We start from the raw sequence: 15,995 nt of genomic DNA, 5'->3' as shown, positions 1-15,995 counted from the left end.
GGGCTGCAATCTCCTGGGGGGCGACCCCCAGACCCCCGCTTTGGGGGACAGCGTGGAAGTCTACGTCGCCGCACTGACACTACGGGGGGAATGCCGCGGGGCGCAGCCCCTCGATGAGGGGCGGTGGCTGAGTGACGGGCGGGCACTCCCGCGTACCTTCATGCGTTGGACGGGGCGGAAATGCTGTCCCATTTGTCATGTACCAGGAGGCGCTCAGAGATGCCGGTCCCGCAGACCACCGCCGAACAGCGCGGCGAGGAGATCCTCGCCGTCTTCGACACCGCCTTCGGCGAGCTCCTGGCCGCCGACCCGGCCGCCTTCCGGGTCAAGTTCCGCAAGATGGCGGCCTCGGCGTTCGCGTTCTACCGGGGCACGGCCTGTCTTTTCTACAGCGACATGGAGCGGGAACAGCACGCCGGTCCGTACCTGGACGAGCGGACGAGCCGGGTGTGGATCCACGGCGATCTCCACGCGGAGAACTTCGGCACGTACATGGACGCCAACGGCCGGCTGATCTTCAACGTCAACGACTTCGACGAGGCGTACGTCGGCCCCTTCACCTGGGACCTGAAGCGGCTGGCCGCCTCGCTGGCCCTGATCGGCTACACCAAGGCGCTGAGCGACGAGCGGATCACGGAACTGGTGCGGATCTGCGCGGCCGCCTACCGGGAGCGCATCCACGCCCTGGCGACCGGCGCGAAGGACGACGACGTGCCGCCCTTCACGCTGGACACGGCGGACGGGCCGCTGCTGGGCGCCCTGAGGATGGCGCGCTCGCTGACCCGGTTCTCGCTGCTGGACTCGATGACCGAGATCCGCGACTTCGAGCGCCGGTTCGCGTCCGGCGGCGGCTCCATCGAGCTGGACGCGGCCACCCGGTACAAGGTCCTGGCCGCCTTCGACGGCTATCTGGAGACACTGCCGGAGTCCAGCCTGACCCGCCCCGACTCCTACCGCGTCAAGGACGTCGTGGGCCGGCGCGGCATCGGTATCGGCTCGGCCGGCCTGCCCTCGTACAACATCCTGCTGGAGGGCAACAGCGACGCCCTGGAGAACGACGTCGTGATCTACATGAAGCAGGCCCAGACCCCGGCGGTCTCCCGGCACATCACCGACCGAAAGGTCCGCGAGTACTTCCAGCACGAGGGGCACCGCACGGTCATCTCGCAGCGCGCCCTCCAGGACCACGCCGACCCGTGGCTGGGATGGACGGAGCTGGACGGCTCCGGCCAGCTGGTGGCGGAGGTCTCGCCGTACGCGGTGGATCTCGACTGGTCCGACATCGACGACCTGGAGGAGATCGCCGCCGTCGTCGCCGACCTCGGCCGGGCGACGGCGACCATGCACGCCGCCGCCGACGACGAGAGCGGCCACTCCCTGGTGCCGTTCTCCACCGAGCGGGCCATCGACGCGGCGATCGCCGCGGACGAGGAAGGTTTCGGTGACCTGCTCGTGGACTTCGCGCACCGCTACGGCGCGACGGCGCGGGCCGACCACCAGATCTTCGTCGACCTGTTCCGCAACGGCCGGATCCCGGGCCTGTAGGCGCGGGCGCTCGCCCGGAGATCTTCACGAGGCTCCGCTTTTAAGAGGCTCTTAAGGAACCCATGGCACACTCGGCGGCGATGGACATGTCCGGGATGCGGCTCAGAGGGCTGCGGGCAGCGATCTTCACGGCACTGGTCGTGACGCTGTCCGCCGCCTCCCATGTGCTGCTGTCCCGCGCCCCGCTTCCGCTGTCCACCGTCGCCGCTCTCGCCGCAGCCGTGTTCGCCGCCGCCTTCGCGCTGTCGGGCAGGGAGCGCGGGTTCTGGCGCATAGCGGGGCTGCTGATCCCGCTGGAGCTGGCCGCGGACACGGTCTTCACCACCGGCCAGCATGTCTGCTACGGCCCCGCGGGCGGACCGGTCGCCGGTTCGCTGCGCGCCGTCGGCTTCGACGTGCTGTGCGGCGGCGAGGTCGGCTCGGCGCTGCCGGGCACGGCGCTGCCCGGGGACGAGCAGGGACTCGCTGCCCTGCTGAGCAGCCCCGACCCGGCGCAGCCCTGGCTGCTGCTGGCCGCCCACGTCTGTGTCGGCCTGCTGGCCGCGGCCTGGCTGCGGCGCGGCGAGGCCGCGCTGGCCGCTCTGGTGCGGGCGGTCGGCGCCGTCGCCTTCCGGCCGCTGCTGCTGGCGGTGGCCGCGGTGCACGCCCCCGGCCCCGCGCGGCCGGCGTCACGTCCTGGCCGGTACCTGCCACGCTCTTCCCGCACTCGCGTGCTGGTGCACTCCGTGGGACGGAGGGGACCACCCGTTCCTGTCGCGCTCTGCGCCTGAACCGGAGACCCCCCTTTTTCTTACGTCCCCGTACGACCCCACACGGAGTGAATCATCATGAGCAAGCGCAACACCCAGGCCAACAAGGCGGCGGCCCGCGAGCGGCTGCGCCAGGAGCGCGAGCGGCAGGCCAAGAAGGACAAGGTCCGCCGGCAGCTCGTCGTCATAGGCTCGGGCATCGCGGTGCTCGCCGTCGCCGGCGGTATCGGCTTCGGCATCATGCAGGCGAACAAGCCCGGCCACTGGGAGTCGGTGGCCAAGGAGTCGAACGTCACCGCGCCGAAGAACACCTCCGGCACGAACGGGACGACTGTCGTCGTCGGCAAGGACAGCGCGAAGAAGACGCTGGAGCTGTACGAGGACTCGCGCTGCCCGGTCTGCGCGACCTTCGAGCAGGCGGTCGGCGAGACGGTCGACAAGGACGTCGAGGCCGGCAAGTACAAGATCAAGTACATCGGCGCCACCTTCATCGACGACGCCACCAACGGCGAGGGCTCCAAGAACGCGCTGAGCGCGCTCGGAGCCGCGCTGAACGTGAGCCCCGACGCCTTCCTCGCCTACAAGTCGGCGCTGTACTCGGCCGAGTTCCACCCCGAGGAGAGCGACGACAAGTTCGCCAAGGACTCCTACCTCCTCGAGGTCGCCGACTCGGTGCCCGCGCTCAAGAGCAACGCGGAGTTCAAGAAGAACGTCGAGGACGGGACGTTCGACGCCTGGGCCATGAAGATGTCGGAGACGTTCGACAAGAGCGGCGTCAACGGCACGCCGACGCTGAAGATGGACGGCAAGAAGGTCACCGCGGAAGGCAGCGACAACGCGCCCATGACGGTGCAGGAGTTCAGCACGGCGATCGACAAGGCGCTGGCGGGCTGATCCCCGCCCTCCCGGAGGCCGTCGGCGGTCCGGAGGGCGAAACGCTGGTTTACCGCTCCGGATGGGCGGGCGAACTTTTTACGTTCGCCCGCCCATTCGACGTACTGATCAGTAGTCTGATCGGCCGTGACCAGTCGATTTTCCTCAACTCCCAGTCGCCGCACGGTCGTCAAGGCCGCTGCCGCCACCGCTGTCGCCGCACCCGTTCTCGCGGCCACCGCCTCCCCCGCCGGCGCGGCGGACCAGGCTCCCGCATTCCTCCACGGCATCGCCTCCGGTGACCCGCTGCCCGACGGCGTACTGCTGTGGACCCGCGTCACTCCGAGCGCGGACGCCCTGCCCGGCTCCGGCAAGGGCGCCGACACCGAGGTGGCCTGGGAGGTCGCCGAGGACCGGGGCTTCACCCGGGTCACGGCCCGCGGCACCACCGTCTCGAAGGCGGCCTTCGACCACACCGTCAAGGTGGATGTGCGCGGTCTGCGTCCGGGGACCTCCTATTGGTACCGCTTCACCGCCGGCGGCGCCGTCTCCCCCGTGGGCCGCACGCGTACCGCCCCCGCCACCGACGCGGCCACGCCGGGCGTGCGTTTCGGCGTGGTGTCGTGCGCCAACTGGGAGGCCGGCTGGTTCTCCGCGTACCGGCACCTGGCGGCCCGCGGCGACCTCGACGCGGTCCTGCATCTCGGCGACTACATCTACGAGTACGCCGCCGGCGGCTACCCGGCCGAGGAGTACGGCGTACGGAAGCACGCGCCGCTGCACGAGATCGTGACGCTCGCCGACTACCGGCTTCGGCACGCCACCTACAAGACGGACGCCGACCTCCAGGCGCTGCACGCCGCGCACCCGCTGATAGCGATATGGGACGACCACGAGTTCGCCAACGACGCCTGGTCGGGCGGCGCGGAGAACCACACGCCCGGCGCCGAGGGCGAGTGGGCGGCCCGGGTCGCGGCGGCCAAGCAGGCGTACTTCGAGTGGATGCCGGTGCGCACCTCCACCGAGGGCACCGTCTACCGGCGGCTGCGCTTCGGCAAGCTCGCGGATCTGCATCTGCTGGACCTGCGTTCGTTCCGCTCGCAGCAGTCGGGCATCGGCAACGGCGATGTGGACGACCCGGACCGCACGCTCACCGGCCGGGCGCAGCTGGACTGGCTGAAGTCCGGACTCGCCGCCTCCGACGCGTCGTGGCAGCTGGTCGGCACCTCGGTGATGATCTCGCCGGTCGCCTTCGGTTCGCTTCCGGCGCATCTGCTGGAGCCGATAGCCGAGTTGATGGGTCTGCCCAAGGAGGGGCTTGCCGTCAACGTGGACCAGTGGGACGGCTACACGGACGACCGCAAGGAGCTGCTGGCGCACCTGACGCGGCACGGCATCGAGAACACCGTCTTCCTCACCGGCGACATCCACATGGCGTGGGCGAACGACGTCCCGGTCAGGGCGGCGACGTATCCGCTCTCCGCGTCCGCGGCGACCGAGTTCGTCGTGACATCGGTGAGCTCGGACAACCTGGACGACATCCTCCATGTCGCACCGGGGACCGTCTCGCTGGTCGCGTCCGCGGCGGTGCGCGCCGCCAACCGCCATGTGAAGTGGGTCGACATGGACGCCCACGGCTACGGCGTGCTCGACGTGACGGCCGAGCGCTCGCAGATGGACTACTACACGATCTCCGACCGGACGAAGCAGGACGCATCGTCCTCGTGGTCCCGCTCCTACCGGACGCTCAGCGGAACGCAGAAGGTCGAGCGGGTGAACCAGCCCGTGCGCTAGGGGCGATTTCCAGCCACACGGCGATACGTTAACGGCAGATCACATCATCACGACGGGTGGCGTGTTCCGCACCATCAATGCGGACACACCACCCGTCGTCGTCACTGCATTCGTTACGTGCGTATCTCAAACCCCGGACACGGCCGAAACGTTTCTCCCCGATGTCCGTAATCACCCTTGCATTGATTGGGCTTGAAGGATCCTCATCAAGATCTGACATGCACCCGTAATCTCCCCGCGGTGGCCAGGAAAGGCCCCCTTCACAACCCCCCGCGAGGAGACGTAATGCGCGCTCTTGCCCGTATATCCCCCCGACTGCGCCACCGCGCAGTCGGTACGGCGATCATGGCCGGAACCCTGGCCTTCGCTCCGCTCTCCGCCCCGGGCAGCGTCGCCGCGCCGAAGGCGGCCGTTTCAGCCGCCGCCACCGCCGAGGACTGCGCCGAGGACGCGCACGCCGGCGCCGCCGCCCGTGAGACCCGTCCCGGCGCCGGCCACGCCCACGAGCCCAACGAGATCTCCGAGGCCAAGGCGAAGGCCATGGACGCGGACCTCAAGAAGCGGCTCGACGCCGCCCGAACCACCGGCCGTGACCTCTCCGCCGCCGCCGCGACGACGATCCCGGTCTACTTCCACGTCATCCACGACGGCGAGACGGGCAAGCTCACCGCCGCGCAGATCAGCAGTCAGCTCGCGGTCCTGAACGCGGCCTACGCCGGCCAGGGCACCGGCAACGTCGACTCGGGCTTCCAGTTCACCCTGGCCGGCACCGACTACACGAACAACGCCTCCTGGTACAACCTGACTTCGGGCTCCACCGCCGAGAAGCAGATGAAGTCCACCCTCCGCCAGGGCGGCGCCGGCGCGCTGAACTTCTACACCGCCAAGCTCGGCGGCGGCCTGCTCGGCTGGGCGACCTTCCCGTCCTCGTACAACTCCAACCCGTCCATGGACGGCGTGGTCGTGCTCGACTCCTCGCTGCCCGGCGGCTCGGCCGCCAACTACGACGAGGGCGACACCGCCACCCACGAGGTCGGCCACTGGATGGGGCTGTACCACACCTTCCAGGGCGGCTGTAACGGCAACGGCGACTACGTCACCGACACCCCGGCCGAGAAGAGCCCGGCGTACGCCTGCCCGACGGGCCGTGACAGCTGCGCCAGCAAGACCGGTGTGGACCCGATCCACAACTTCATGGACTACACGTACGACGCCTGCATGTACCAGTTCACCTCGGGCCAGGTGCAGCGGATGAAGGACCACTGGACGGCGTACCGCGCCTGATCGAACCGCTCCGACCGGTCCGCCCGGCGCGCCCGGTGCGCGCCGGGCGGACCGCCGTGCTCACCCTCCGCTCCTCAGAGCGTCTCCAGGAACCCCAGGGCCGTCCGCCAGGTCTGCTCCGCCGAAGTCTCGTCGTAGTCGGGCAGATCGGGGTCGGTGAACAGATGCCCGGCCCCCGGATAGCGGTGCACCTCCACGTCCGCACCCGCCCGTTGCATCCGCAGGTACCAGGTGTTCAGCCAGTCGTGCGGTTCGAACGGATCCGGGTCCGCGACGTGCAGCTGCACCGGCAGGCCGTCCACGCTCGCGCCCTCCGCGATGTCGGACGTGCCATGGAGAAGCAGCAGCCCGCGCGCCTTCTCGTCACCGAGCGCCAGATTCTGCGCGAGCGCCCCGCCGAGCGAGAACCCGGCATAGACCAACCCCTGGTCGGAGTAGGGCGCGGCGGCGTGGATCGCCCGCCGCAGCAGCTCGTCCGTGCCGATCTTCTCCCTGAGGTCTCTGCCTTCCTCGACGGTCCCGGCGGTTTGCCCCTCGAACAGGTCGGGCACGCGCACCTCGTGCCCTGCGGCACGCAGCCGGTCCGCGGCCGCGTGCACCGCGGGGCGCAGACCGAAGGTCGAATGGAAAAGGATGACGTTCATCCGGCCATCCTGCCAGCCACCTTCACCGGCACGGAGTTACGGAGATATGGAGAACATATTGCGCCCGGCGGCCGTCCTCGGCGGAGCGGTCCTGCTCACCCTCGCGCTCGGCTGGGCCGCCGACCGCGTGCTGCGCAGGATCGACGACCGCCACCCGGAGACCCCCCTGTGGGACATGCTGCGCCGCTGTCGGGTGCCGCTCCAGGTGGTGGTCCTCGGGGCACTGCTGAGGGGTGCTTACCGGGAGACCCGCTGGTCGCTCGTCGAGCGCCATGAGACGGCCATCGGCCATGTGCTCTCGCTGGTCCTGATCGGCGCGAGCGCCTGGCTGGTGACCCGCATCGTGTCCGCCGTCGTGGAGTCCTCGTACACCCGTTACGCGTCCTCCACCCGCGATCCGGCCCGGGTCCGCCGGGTGCGGACCCAGATCACGCTGATCAGGCGGATCGTCACCGCCGTCGTCGCCGTGGTCGCCGTCTCCGCGATGCTGCTGACGTTCCCCGCCATGGAGAAGTTCGGCGCCTCGATGCTGGCGTCCGCGGGCATCCTCGGCATCGTCGCCGGTGTCGCGGCCCAGTCCACCCTGGGCAATCTCTTCGCCGGCTTCCAGATCGCCTTCGGTGACATGGTCCGCATCGGCGACACGGTGGTGGTGGACGGCGAATGGGGCGTCGTGGAGGAGGTCACCCTCACGTTCCTCGCCGTAAGGACGTGGGACGAGCGCCGCATCACCATGCCGGTGTCGTACTTCACGAGCAAGCCGTTCGAGAACTGGTCACGCGGCGGGGCCCAGATGACCGGGACGGTCTACTTCCAGCTGGACCACTCGGCACCGGTCGCTCTGATGCGCGAGAAGCTCCAGGAGATCCTCGCCGGCTGCAAGGCCTGGGACGGCAGGGACTGGAGCCTGGCCGTGACGGACACCACACCCAGCACGATCGAGGTCCGTGCGGTCGTGACCGCGAAGGACGCCGACGACATCTGGACGGCCCGCTGCACGGTGCGGGAGCAGATGATCGCCTGGCTGTACGAGAAGCATCCGTACGCCCTGCCCCGTATCGCCACGGCCGTGGCCTCCCTGCCGCCGGACGGCCAGTGGCCGCGGCAGTCCGCTCCCCCGCGGGAGGAAGAGATCCACAGCAACAACGCGGGGGACTACACGCCCACGAGCGACGAGGCCCCCCGCACGGGCCGCGGCTGACGGCGCCGGCGTACCGAAGGGCCTGTCCGGTCGACAGACCCGGGCAGGCCCTAGAGGGCCCGCCGCATCGCCAGGTGCGCGATGCCGGCGTCCAGGAACTCGGAGCCGTAGGCCGCGTACCCGAGCCGCTCGTAGAAACCGAGCGCGTGGGTCTGCGCGTGCAGGTCCACGGCCGCGAGTCCACGCGTCCGGGCCGCCTCCTCTATGGCGCGCACGAGCGCCACGCCCACGCCGAGGCCGCGCGCCGCCTTGCTGACCGCGAGCCTGCCGAGCGAACCGACCCTGAGGTCGCCGCCGGTCTTCTTGAGCGCCGAGGCGCCGTGCAGCAGCCGCCCGGTACCGAGCGGGCGGCCGTCCTCGGCCACGGCGAGGACGTGGACGGTGTCCGCGTCCTCGGCGTCGAACGCGTCGTACTCGATCTCCTCCGGCACCTGCTGCTCGGTGACGAAGACCTCCTTGCGGACGGCGAAGCACGCCTCGCGGTCGGCCTGGCCCACTGCCACCCGCACGCTGTACACCGTCACGCGCTCTCCGCCTCGATCCGGTCCAGCGCCTGCTGGAGGTCGGCCGGGTAGGTGCTCTCGTACTCCACCCACTGCCCGTCCGACGGGTGCTCGAAGCCGAGTCGCACGGCGTGCAGCCACTGCCGGGTCAGACCGAGCCGCTTCGCCATCGTGGGGTCGGCGCCGTACGTCAGGTCACCCACACAGGGGTGGCGGTGCGCGGCCATGTGCACCCGGATCTGGTGCGTGCGGCCGGTCTCCAGCTTGATGTCCAGCAGCGAGGCCGCGCGGAAGGCCTCGATCAGGTCGTAGTGCGTCACCGAGGGCTTGCCCTCCGCCGTGACCGCCCACTTGTAGTCCAGGGTGGGGTGCCGGCCGATGGGGGCGTCGATGGTGCCGCTCAGCGGGTCCGGGTGGCCCTGCACCAGCGCGTGGTAGCGCTTGTCGACGACCCGCTCCCGGAACTGCTGCTTCAGCAGCGTGTACGCGCGCTCCGACTTGGCGACGACCATCAGCCCGGACGTGCCGACGTCGAGACGGTGCACGATGCCCTGGCGCTCGGAGGCGCCCGACGTGGAGATGCGGTAACCGGCGGCCGCGAGACCGCCGATGACAGTGGTGCCGGTCCAGCCGGGGCTGGGATGCGCGGCCACACCGACCGGCTTGACGATCACGACGATGTCGTCGTCGTCGTGCACGATCTCCATGCCCTCGACGGGCTCTGCGACGATCTGCACGGGTGCGGGGGCCTGCGGCATCTCCACCTCGAGCCAGGCGCCGCCGTGCACACGCTCGGACTTTCCGACGACCGAGCCGTCGACCTGCACCTTCCCGGCAGCGGCCAGCTCAGCAGCCTTCGTACGGGAGAACCCGAACATCCGGGAGATGGCGGCGTCCACACGCTCACCCTCCAGGCCGTCGGGTACGGGCAGGGTGCGGATCTCGGGAATCGTACTCACCCGTCGAGTATGCCTTGTCAGTCCTTGTGAACTGTCCCGTCGGGGTCCAGGCCCTTGAACGACAGCAGCACGATGAGGACACCGCCGCACACGATCGCGGAGTCCGCGAGGTTGAAGACGGCGAAGTGCGCGGGCGCGATGAAGTCCACGACCGCGCCCTCGAAGACGCCGGGCGAACGGAAGATCCGGTCCGTCAGGTTGCCGAGCGCCCCGCCCAGCAGCAGACCGAGGGCGAGCGCCCACGGACCGCTGTAGAGCTTGCGCGCCAGCCGCACGATCACGACGATCACGGTCGCCGCGATGAAGGTGAAGATGATGGTGAAGGCCTCACCCATGCCGAACGCGGCGCCCGGGTTCCGTACCGCCTCGAACTTCAGCCAGTCGCCGATGATCTCGATCGGCTCGTGGTGCTCCAGCTTGGCCACCACGAGCAGCTTGCTGCCGAGGTCGAGCAGATAGGCGACGAGCGCCACCGCGAACAGCACGGCGATCTTGCGCTTGCCCTTCGGCGGCTCGGCGGGCGCCGCAGCCTCGTCGTCAACATCTGGCGTACCGATGATGCGCTCCGCCTCTGCCACGTGAGTCCCTCAACCCTAGGTTCCTGACTGAGGACGAGGGTACGGCACACCTCCGCGCGGTCAGCCTCTGCGTTCCTGCTTCTGCTTGCACTCGACGCACAGGGTCGCCCGCGGGAACGCCTGCATACGGGCCTTGCCGATCGGCTTGCCGCAGCTTTCGCACAGACCGTACGTGCCGGTGTCGAGCCGCTGCAGAGCACGCTCCGTCTGCTCGAGCATCTCGCGGCCGTTGGCCGCGAGCGCCATCTCGTGCTCGCGCGTGATGTTCTTCGCGCCGGTGTCGGCCTCGTCGTCGCCGGCGCCGTCGCCGGAGTCCCGCATCAGCCCTGCGAGCGCCGCCTCCGAGGAGGTGATCTCCGCGTTCAGCCGCGCCGCCTCGCCTTCGAGTTCGGCCCGCGCCTCGTCCACCTCCTCCTGCGTCCATGGATCCTCACCGGGCCGCACCGCCAGCTCGCCCGGCGGTGTCGCGGCCGCCGCGCGGACCGTGGGAACCGCCACCGCGCTCCCGCCTGCGCCTGATGCCCTACCCGCGGTCTTCTTCGCTGCCACCGTCCTGGCTCCTGTCTGCTTCGCGGCCTGTGTCGCGGCGGTCGCCTGGTCGGCGACCTCCGTGGTCACCGGTACGGGCGCCGGATCGGCGTCCGTACCGGCCTTCTTCGCGGCCCTGCGGGCCGTGGTCCTCTTCACCGGCGCCGCCTTCTCGGCGCCGTCCGCCGCGGCGGCGGCCTTGGTGGCCGACCCCGCCTCGGCGGCGTCCTCGGCCACCGCCTTCTTGGCCAGGTTCGTCTTCTTGGTCCTGGCAGCCGCCTTGCGGGCGGTGGCCGCCTTCTTGGTGGCCGCCTTCTTTGTCCCGCTCGGCGCCGTCTCGGCTGCCGGCTTCTCGGCTGCCGCGGCCCTCACCTCGTCCGCAGGCTCCGCGGCCGGCGCCGCTTCGGCCGGCGGCTTCCCGGCCGCAGCCTCGCCGGCCGCGGTCGTCACCTCGGCCGCTGCCTTCTTGGTGCCGGCCTTGCCGGCGGTGGCCGCCTTCTTGGTTCTGGCCGCCGCCTTGCCGGCCGGCGGCATCTCGGCCGCAGCCTCTTCGGCCGCTGCCTTCTTTGCGGCGGCCCCGGTCCGGGCCGTGTTCGTCGTGGTCGTGGTCCTCTTCGCTGAGGTCTCCTTGGCTGTCGTGCTGCCGGCTACCTGCTCGGTCGCCTTCTTCGCCGCGGCCGGGGCCGCGCCTTTGGTCCCTGCCTCTTCCTCGGCCACCGCCTTCTTCGCCGGGGCCTTCCTGGCTGTCGACCCGCTCGCCGTCGTCTTGTTCGGAGTCCCGCCGCCTGACGTCTTGCGTGACGCGGACCTGCCGGTGGTGCGGGCCACCGAGCCCGGCGCCCTCGTGGCGGCCGTCTTGCGGGCCGCCGGCTCCACTGCGGTGCCGGCGGCTCTGGACGTGGACTTCCGGGGCGCGGCCTTCTTCCCGGAGGGCTCCCGGGAGGCGGGCCTCCCGGACGTCGCCCCCGCGGCGGCGGCACGCGCGGACGCCGTCTCCCCGGCAGTCTTCTTCGCCACCATGGCCGCGGCCCCTTCACATATTGTGATCTTGCTCGCGAATCGTGCTGGGACGATAAATCGACCCCAGCCCCGCGGCAACGGGGCACGCCGCCGGTTCGGCCCGCCCCGCGCTGCGAGAACCCGGGACTGCATCGGTTGTGCCCAGCTCTCCGCCCGGTAATCCGCCGTGCGGGCCGCACCGCACCCCGGGAGGACGTCCACGTGACCGGTGTGGCCATTCGGGTCAACCGCGCCGCGGTCGAAAACCGGTCGGACGCCCGACGCGGAGGCCCGTACACTGGGCGCAGCGAAAGGCGTGGATGGGGACGAGTAGCGGCGTACGCAGCCATGAGCGACCCGGGGACGGTGAGAGCCCGGGGGCGAGCGCGACGTGAAGCATCACCCCGGAGCCGCCGGAAGAAAGCCGCGGGGATCCCGCGGCCGGTAGAACCGGCGTCGCGACCCCAATGAGGGGGCGGTGACCTGTGCACCGCCAAGGAGGGTGGTACCGCGGGAGGCGCGCAGCATCGGCGCTCTCGTCCCTCCGACGGAAGAGAAACTGTCCGCCGGAGGAGTTCGTAGATGACACCCCCCCAGTACCGTCAGGTGCCGGCCCAGGTCGACCTGCCCGCGCTCGAGCACGCCGTGCTCGACTTCTGGCGCGAGAGCAAGATCTTCACCAAGAGCCTCGAGCAGTCCGAGGGCCGCCCCGAGTGGGTGTTCTACGAGGGCCCGCCCACGGCGAACGGCATGCCCGGCGCGCACCACATCGAGGCCCGCGTCTTCAAGGATGTCTTCCCCCGCTTCCGCACCATGCGCGGCTACCACGTCGGCCGCAAGGCCGGCTGGGACTGCCACGGCCTGCCGGTCGAGCTCGCCGTCGAGAAGGAGCTCGGCTTCTCCGGCAAGAAGGACATCGAGGCGTACGGCATCGCCGAGTTCAACGCCAAGTGCCGCGAGTCGGTGACCAGGCACACGGACGCCTTCGCCGAGCTGACGACCCGCATGGGCTACTGGGTCGACCTCGACGACGCCTACCGCACCATGGACCCGGACTACGTCCAGTCCGTGTGGTGGTCGCTGAAGGAGATCTTCAACAAGGGCCTGCTGGTCCAGGACCACCGCGTCGCGCCCTGGTGCCCCCGCTGCGGCACCGGCCTGTCCGACCACGAGCTGGCGCAGGGCTACGAGACGGTCGTCGACCCCTCCGTCTTCGTGCGCTTCCCGCTGACGGGCGGCCCGCTCGCGGGCGATGCCGCGCTCCTGGTGTGGACGACGACCCCGTGGACCCTGGTGTCCAACACGGCGGTCGCCGCACACCCCGACGTCACGTACGTCGTGGCGACGAACGGCGAGGAGAAGCTCGTCGTCGCCGAGCCGCTGCTGGAGAAGGCGCTCGGCGAGGGCTGGGAGGCCACCGGGCAGACGTTCACCGGCGCGGAGATGGAGCGCTGGACCTACCAGCGCCCCTTCGAGCTGGTGGAGTTCCCGGCGGAGGCGCACTTCGTCGTCAACGCCGACTACGTGACCACCGAGGACGGTACGGGTCTGGTCCACCAGTCCCCCGCGTTCGGTGAGGACGACCTCAAGGTCTGCCGCGCCTACGGTCTGCCGGTCGTGAACCCCGTCCGCCCCGACGGCACCTTCGAGGAGGACGTGCCGCTGGTCGGCGGCGTCTTCTTCAAGAAGGCGGACGAGGCGCTGACCGCCGACCTCCAGGCCCGCGGTCTGCTCTTCAAGCACATCCCGTACGAGCACAGCTACCCGCACTGCTGGCGCTGCCACACCGCGCTGCTGTACTACGCGCAGCCGTCCTGGTACATCCGCACGACGGCCATCAAGGACCGGCTGCTGGCGGAGAACGAGGCCACGAACTGGTTCCCCGACTCGGTGAAGCAGGGCCGGTACGGGGACTGGCTCAACAACAACATCGACTGGGCCCTGTCCCGTAACCGCTACTGGGGCACGCCCCTGCCGATCTGGCGCTGCGAGGACGACCACCTCACCTGCGTCGGCTCGCTCGCGGAGCTGTCCGAGCTGACAGGGACCGACCAGTCGGAACTGGACCCGCACCGCCCGTACATCGACGCGGTCACCTTCGACTGCCCGCAGTGCTCCGCGACCGCGACGCGCGTGCCGGAGGTGATCGACGCCTGGTACGACTCGGGTTCGATGCCGTTCGCGCAGTGGGGCTACCCGTACAAGAACAAGGAGATCTTCGAGAAGCGCTACCCGGCGCAGTTCATCTCGGAGGCGATCGACCAGACGCGCGGCTGGTTCTACACGCTGATGGCCGTCGGCACGCTGGTGTTCGACAAGTCGTCGTACGAGAACGTGGTCTGCCTCGGCCACATCCTCGCCGAGGACGGCCGCAAGATGTCCAAGCACCTCGGCAACATCCTTCAGCCGATCCCGCTGATGGACCAGCACGGCGCGGACGCCGTCCGCTGGTTCATGGCGGCCGGCGGATCGCCGTGGGCGGCGCGGCGCGTGGGCCACGGCACGATCCAGGAGGTCGTGCGCAAGACCCTGCTCACCTACTGGAACACGGTGGCCTTCCAGGCCCTGTACGCCCGCACCTCGGGCTGGGCGCCCTCGGCCGCCGACCCGGCACCGGCCGAGCGCACGGTCCTCGACCGGTGGCTGCTCTCCGAGCTGCACGCCCTGGTGGACCAGGTCACACAGGCTATGGAGGCGTACGACACCCAGCGCGCCGGCAAGCTGCTCTCCGCGTTCGTCGACGACCTGTCGAACTGGTACGTGCGGCGCTCGCGCCGCCGCTTCTGGCAGGGTGACGCGGCGGCGCTGCGGACGCTGCACGACGTGGTGGAGACCGTCACACGGCTGATGGCGCCGCTGACGCCGTTCATCACCGAGCGGGTCTGGCAGGACCTGATCGTCCCGGTGGCGCCGGACGCCCCCGAGTCCGTCCACCTGTCCTCCTGGCCGGAGGCCGACCTGGACGCCATCGACCCGACGCTGTCGACCCAGATGGCACTCGTGCGCCGGCTGGTGGAGCTGGGCCGCGCGACGCGTGCCGAGTCGGGCGTGAAGACCCGCCAGCCCCTGTCACGGGCCCTGGTGGCGGCGACCGGCTTCTCGGCGCTCTCCGACGAGCTCCAGGCCCAGATCACGGAGGAGCTGAACGTCTCCTCGCTGGCGTCCCTGTCCGAGGTCGGCGGCTCGCTCGTGGACACCACGGCCAAGGCCAACTTCCGTGCGCTGGGCAAGCGCTTCGGCAAGGGCGTCCAGGACGTGGCCAAGGCGGTCGCCGCCGCGGACGCCGCGGCACTGTCCCTGGCGCTGCGGTCCGGCGAGGCGACGCTCGACGTCAACGGCGAGACGATCACGCTGTCCCCGGAGGAGGTCATCATCACGGAGACCCCGCGGGAGGGCTGGTCGGTCGCCTCCGACTCCGGTGCGACGGTCGCGCTGGACCTCGAGATCACGCCCGAGCTGCGCCGGGCCGGCCTGGCCCGTGACGCGATCCGCCTCATCCAGGAGGCGCGCAAGAACAGCGGCCTGGACGTCGCGGACCGTATCGCGCTCCGCTGGACCTCCGAGGACCCCGAGGTCACCTCGGCCCTGGCGGACCACGCGTCGCTGATCGCGGACGAGGTGCTGGCGACGGACTTCGCGGAGGGCGAGGCGCCGGACGACACGTACGGCACGCCGTTCACGGACGAGGGTCTGTCGCTGACGTTCCGCCTGCGCAAGGCGTAGCACGCGCGAGCACTGCGGGCCCGGCCACACCCGTGACCGGGCCCGCCGGCGTTTCCGGCTCGGCCCGCCGGCGGACCCGGCCTACGCCGGCCCCGCGCGTGCGGGCCGGGCGCCTGCGGGCCCGGCCGTGCTGGGAGCAGGCCCGAGACCCCGGCGCGTGCCAAGCGGGACCAGGCCGGGGACCCGGCGCGTGCCTGGGCGGGGCCATGCCCGTCGACCTTTCCCCCGATTTCGCCGGCTCCGCGCGTGCCGGGCCCCGCCGGCGCCGGCGCGTGCCAAGCGGGACCAGGCCCGGGACCCGGCGCGTGCCTGGGCGGGGCCATGCCCGTCGACCTTTCCCCGGATTTCGCCGGCTCCGCGCGTGCCGGGCCCCGCCGGCGCCGGCGCGTGCCAAGCGGGACCAGGCCCGAGACCCCCGGCGCGTGCCTGGGCGGGGCCGCACCCGCCGGCGTTTCCCGGCCCCGTCTTCGCCGGCCCCGCGCGTGCCAGGCTCCGCCGGCCACGGTGCGTGCTGTGCGGAAGCCAGGCCCGAGACCCCGGCGCGTGCCAAGCGGGCCGGGCCCGCGTGCGTTTCCCGGCCACGTCTTCGCCGGCCCGCGCGTGCCGGGTCCCGCC

At 70.9% G+C, this 15,995-nt stretch carries 12 protein-coding genes; 7 read left to right on the top strand and 5 right to left on the bottom strand.

What is annotated here, in order from left to right:
- Nucleotides 1-219 precede the first annotated feature (219 nt).
- From ACIPJI_RS05135 to ACIPJI_RS05115, 5 genes are all read left to right on the top strand, one after another.
- Nucleotides 220-1,545 (top strand): DUF2252 domain-containing protein, encoded by a 1,326-nt coding sequence (locus tag ACIPJI_RS05135; protein ID WP_402244530.1) that lies wholly within the window; start codon nt 220-222, stop codon nt 1,543-1,545.
- Between the two features lie 62 nt (nt 1,546-1,607).
- Entirely contained in the window at nt 1,608-2,315 is a 708-nt protein-coding gene (locus tag ACIPJI_RS05130; protein ID WP_356624735.1) for a hypothetical protein, read from the top strand.
- 57 nt (nt 2,316-2,372) lie between these two features.
- Nucleotides 2,373-3,188 (top strand): DsbA family protein, encoded by an 816-nt coding sequence (locus ACIPJI_RS05125; protein WP_356624737.1) that lies wholly within the window; start codon nt 2,373-2,375, stop codon nt 3,186-3,188.
- Nucleotides 3,189-3,314: 126 nt separating this feature from the next.
- The gene (locus ACIPJI_RS05120; protein ID WP_402244528.1) at nt 3,315-4,961 is read left to right on the top strand and encodes an alkaline phosphatase D family protein; all 1,647 of its coding nucleotides are present in this window, start codon (nt 3,315-3,317) and stop codon (nt 4,959-4,961) included.
- Nucleotides 4,962-5,246: 285 nt separating this feature from the next.
- Nucleotides 5,247-6,245: a zinc metalloprotease gene (locus tag ACIPJI_RS05115; protein ID WP_402244526.1), complete on the top strand. Its 999-nt coding sequence runs from the start codon at nt 5,247-5,249 to the stop codon at nt 6,243-6,245.
- Between the two features lie 74 nt (nt 6,246-6,319).
- On the opposite strand, the gene ACIPJI_RS05110 is transcribed toward ACIPJI_RS05115, so the two are convergent.
- Entirely contained in the window at nt 6,320-6,889 is a 570-nt protein-coding gene (locus ACIPJI_RS05110) for a dienelactone hydrolase family protein (protein WP_005318723.1), read from the bottom strand.
- A gap of 46 nt (nt 6,890-6,935) precedes the next feature.
- On the opposite strand from ACIPJI_RS05110, the gene ACIPJI_RS05105 reads away from it, so the two are divergent.
- Complete coding sequence (locus ACIPJI_RS05105) at nt 6,936-8,090, top strand: mechanosensitive ion channel family protein (protein ID WP_402244525.1); 1,155 nt, start codon at nt 6,936-6,938, stop codon at nt 8,088-8,090.
- A 50-nt stretch (nt 8,091-8,140) separates the two neighbouring features.
- Here ACIPJI_RS05105 and ACIPJI_RS05100 read toward each other — a convergent pair whose 3' ends face one another.
- The 4 genes from ACIPJI_RS05100 to ACIPJI_RS05085 are packed head-to-tail and all read right to left on the bottom strand — an operon-like array spanning nt 8,141 to nt 11,678.
- Nucleotides 8,141-8,614, bottom strand: a complete 474-nt coding sequence (locus ACIPJI_RS05100) for a GNAT family N-acetyltransferase (RefSeq protein ID WP_402244523.1) — start codon at nt 8,612-8,614, stop codon at nt 8,141-8,143.
- On the bottom strand, nt 8,611-9,552 hold the full coding sequence (locus ACIPJI_RS05095; protein WP_159692909.1) for an RluA family pseudouridine synthase: 942 nt from the start codon (nt 9,550-9,552) through the stop codon (nt 8,611-8,613). The genes ACIPJI_RS05100 and ACIPJI_RS05095 overlap by 4 nt, the downstream gene beginning before the upstream one ends.
- A gap of 17 nt (nt 9,553-9,569) precedes the next feature.
- Nucleotides 9,570-10,130, bottom strand: a complete 561-nt coding sequence (gene lspA, locus ACIPJI_RS05090; RefSeq protein ID WP_307705890.1) for a signal peptidase II — start codon at nt 10,128-10,130, stop codon at nt 9,570-9,572.
- Between the two features lie 60 nt (nt 10,131-10,190).
- Entirely contained in the window at nt 10,191-11,678 is a 1,488-nt protein-coding gene (locus ACIPJI_RS05085; protein WP_402244521.1) for a TraR/DksA family transcriptional regulator, read from the bottom strand.
- Nucleotides 11,679-12,239: 561 nt separating this feature from the next.
- Here ACIPJI_RS05085 and ileS point away from each other — a divergent pair.
- Nucleotides 12,240-15,380, top strand: a complete 3,141-nt coding sequence (gene ileS, locus ACIPJI_RS05080) for an isoleucine--tRNA ligase (RefSeq protein WP_402244519.1) — start codon at nt 12,240-12,242, stop codon at nt 15,378-15,380.
- The last annotated feature ends 615 nt before the right edge of the window (nt 15,381-15,995 follow it).

The sequence above is a fragment of the Streptomyces sp. NPDC086835 genome (assembly GCF_044745705.1).
Classification (GTDB): domain Bacteria; phylum Actinomycetota; class Actinomycetes; order Streptomycetales; family Streptomycetaceae; genus Streptomyces.
This window is presented reverse-complemented; position numbering and strand designations above follow the sequence as displayed.

What these genes read in the sequence shown, in the direction of transcription:
- ACIPJI_RS05135 (WP_402244530.1), top strand. Translation starts at nt 220, where the DNA reads ATGCCGGTCCCGCAGACCACCGCCGAACAGCGCGGCGAGGAGATCCTC.
- ACIPJI_RS05130 (WP_356624735.1), top strand. Translation starts at nt 1,608, where the DNA reads ATGGCACACTCGGCGGCGATGGACATGTCCGGGATGCGGCTCAGAGGG.
- ACIPJI_RS05125 (WP_356624737.1), top strand. Translation starts at nt 2,373, where the DNA reads ATGAGCAAGCGCAACACCCAGGCCAACAAGGCGGCGGCCCGCGAGCGG.
- ACIPJI_RS05115 (WP_402244526.1), top strand. Translation starts at nt 5,247, where the DNA reads ATGCGCGCTCTTGCCCGTATATCCCCCCGACTGCGCCACCGCGCAGTC.
- ACIPJI_RS05110 (WP_005318723.1), bottom strand. Translation starts at nt 6,889, where the DNA reads ATGAACGTCATCCTTTTCCATTCGACCTTCGGTCTGCGCCCCGCGGTG.
- ACIPJI_RS05105 (WP_402244525.1), top strand. Translation starts at nt 6,936, where the DNA reads ATGGAGAACATATTGCGCCCGGCGGCCGTCCTCGGCGGAGCGGTCCTG.
- ACIPJI_RS05085 (WP_402244521.1), bottom strand. Translation starts at nt 11,678, where the DNA reads ATGGTGGCGAAGAAGACTGCCGGGGAGACGGCGTCCGCGCGTGCCGCC.
- ileS (WP_402244519.1), top strand. Translation starts at nt 12,240, where the DNA reads ATGACACCCCCCCAGTACCGTCAGGTGCCGGCCCAGGTCGACCTGCCC.